3 protein-coding genes are annotated in these 2,215 nt (G+C 73.8%); all 3 read left to right on the top strand.

Translation table 11 applies throughout. The features are described 5' to 3' along the window. A partial coding sequence (locus tag VF139_12390) for a hypothetical protein (protein HEX6852191.1) occupies positions 1-298 on the top strand: 298 nt, incomplete at its 5' end. Further along, positions 295-1,248, top strand: coding sequence for a hypothetical protein (locus VF139_12385; GenBank protein ID HEX6852190.1), 954 nt, complete (start codon positions 295-297; stop codon positions 1,246-1,248). The genes VF139_12390 and VF139_12385, both read left to right, overlap by 4 nt. Next, positions 1,245-2,054, top strand: coding sequence for a hypothetical protein (locus VF139_12380; GenBank protein HEX6852189.1), 810 nt, complete (start codon positions 1,245-1,247; stop codon positions 2,052-2,054). Before VF139_12385 ends, VF139_12380 begins: the two co-directional genes overlap by 4 nt. Positions 2,055-2,215 lie beyond the last annotated feature (161 nt).

Genomic DNA, 2,215 nt, shown 5'->3' with positions numbered 1-2,215 from the left:
GGTCGAGGCGCTCCGGAGGATGGGGGCGTGGCTTCGCCCCGGAGGGAGGGTCTACCTTTCCGCGCGCCGCGTGCGGGGCCTCTGGGCGCGGGGGGTGCTCGCGGTCCAGCGGCTGCGCGGCGCCCGGGAACCCGGCGACTCGCACACGCGGTGGTTCGATCGCGACGGAACGATCCGGAGATCGTACGTTCACGCCTTCGACGATCGCGCGCTCCGGCGCGAGATCGCCGAAGCCGGCGGACGGTGCCTCGCCTGGGAGGGCGGACACGGCGAGATCGCGTTCGGGGAGGGGAGATGAGCGACGGCCAGGCGACGTCCCGCGGCGGGACGTTCCCCACGAGACGCGGCACCCCGCCGCCGATGGGCTTCTTCGAGGCGCCCCGCCCCGCCGCGGGGGAGGCGTCGTTCGGTCTCTCCCTCGACGCGATCCGGATTCGTCTGGAAGGACTCGACGCGCCGCGTGCGACGGATCTCGCGCGGCGTTACGGGCCGTACGCGGGAGCGGTCGCGCCCGGCCCGGGGGTGTTGCGCGTGCGCGTCGCTCTGGAGGATCGCGACTACTTCATCGATCCGCCGTCGAGCCCCGAGTTCAACCCCGTCTGGATCGAGCCCGAGGGGACGCACCGGATCCGTTACGCCGGGTACAAGGTCGCCGGTTGGTTCGACACGCTCGCCGGCGAGGGAACGCTGCTCCTCGCGCGCGGGGACTACGAGCCCGACCTGCGCTCGTTCGAGAACTTCATCCGGGTCGCCGTCGCCTGGCGCGCGGCCGAGCTCGGCGGCGCGTTCGTGCACGGGGCGAGCGCGGTGTGGCGCGATCGCGCCTACCTCTTCTTCGGGGAGTCCGGCGCGGGGAAATCGACGCTGGCCGCCGCCGATCGACGCGGCCGGATCGTCAGCGACGACCTCACGCTCCTGCTCCCGCGTCCCGGCGCGGCGGGACTCGACGTCGTCGGCTCCCCCTTCCGCGGCACCTACGAGGGGGGCGAGCCCGTCGTCGGCCGCTTTCCGCTCGCCGCGGGATTCCGCCTCGTGAAGGCGGACCTCGCGCGGGTCGTTGCCGCGCCGCGGGTGCTCGTCCTCGGCCAGCTCGTCGGAAACCTGACGTTCGTCGCCGAGGCGTTCGATCGCAGGCCCGATCTCTTCGCCTCGGTCGAGCGCGCCTTCGCCACGACGCCGCTCGCGCACCTGCACTTCACCCGGGACGACTCCTACTGGGACGCGATCGCCGCGGCGGGGTGGGCGTGATCGCCGTCGCGATCGACGCGCTCGCGATCCGGATCGAAGGGCTTCGTCCCGACGAGGAGGCCGAGTTCCGCTGGCAGTGGGGACGTTTCCGCGTCGAGCCCCCCTCCGACCCCTGGATCCTCGCGAAGGTGACGCACCGGTCCGGGGAACCCGCCGCTTCTTTCGACGCGAAGGAGCTGCGCGTGGTCCGCGAGCCCGCGACGAGCCTCGTCACGATGCCCGGGGTGCGCGCCCGCGTGCCCGACGAGGGACCGCTCGCGATCGAGGTGGAGGGCGACGATCCGGGCCGCAACGCCATGGCGGTGATCAACGTCCTCCACGCGACGATCGCCTGGAGGATCGTCGAGCGCGGCGGGCTCCTGCTCCACGCCGCGTCGGCCGTCCTCGACGGCCGCGGCTTCGTCCTGGTCGGTGCCGAGGGGGCGGGGAAGTCGACGTGGGCGCGCGGGATGGCCGCCGCGGGAGCGCTTGCGCTCGGCGACGACATCGCGCTCGTTCTCCCCTCCGCGTCGGGGTTCGATCTCGTCGGCTCGCCCCTTCGCGCGAAGGAGCTCGACGGCGGAACCCCCGGCCGCTGGCCGCTCGCGGCGATCCTGCTACCGCGACACGCGGCGCGGGCATCGCTCACCCCGGCGACGCGCCTCGAGGTCCACGCCGCCCTCGCGGCGAATCTCCCGTTCGCCACCGATCGCGGCATCGAGCCGTTTCTCGCCGTGACCGAGGCGCTCGCGCGCACCCCCGCCCGCCGCCTCGCCTTCACCCGCACGGACGCCGGAGCCTCCCTCCTCTCTACAATGACGGCGTGAGCGCCCCGCCCCCCCTCCAGTCCAAGCTCGACGCCCTCCCGGACCGCCCGGGGGTCTACCGCTACTACGACGCGGGCGGCGAGCTGCTCTACGTGGGCAAGGCCAAGTCGCTGCGCTCGAGGGTGCGCTCCTATTTCCAGCCCTCCGCGCAGCACCCGCCG

The organism is Candidatus Polarisedimenticolaceae bacterium (assembly GCA_036376135.1).
In the GTDB taxonomy this organism is placed as follows: domain Bacteria; phylum Acidobacteriota; class Polarisedimenticolia; order Polarisedimenticolales; family DASRJG01; genus DASVAW01.
Note: the sequence above shows the minus strand (reverse complement) of the source record. Positions and strands in the feature narration are given on the sequence as shown.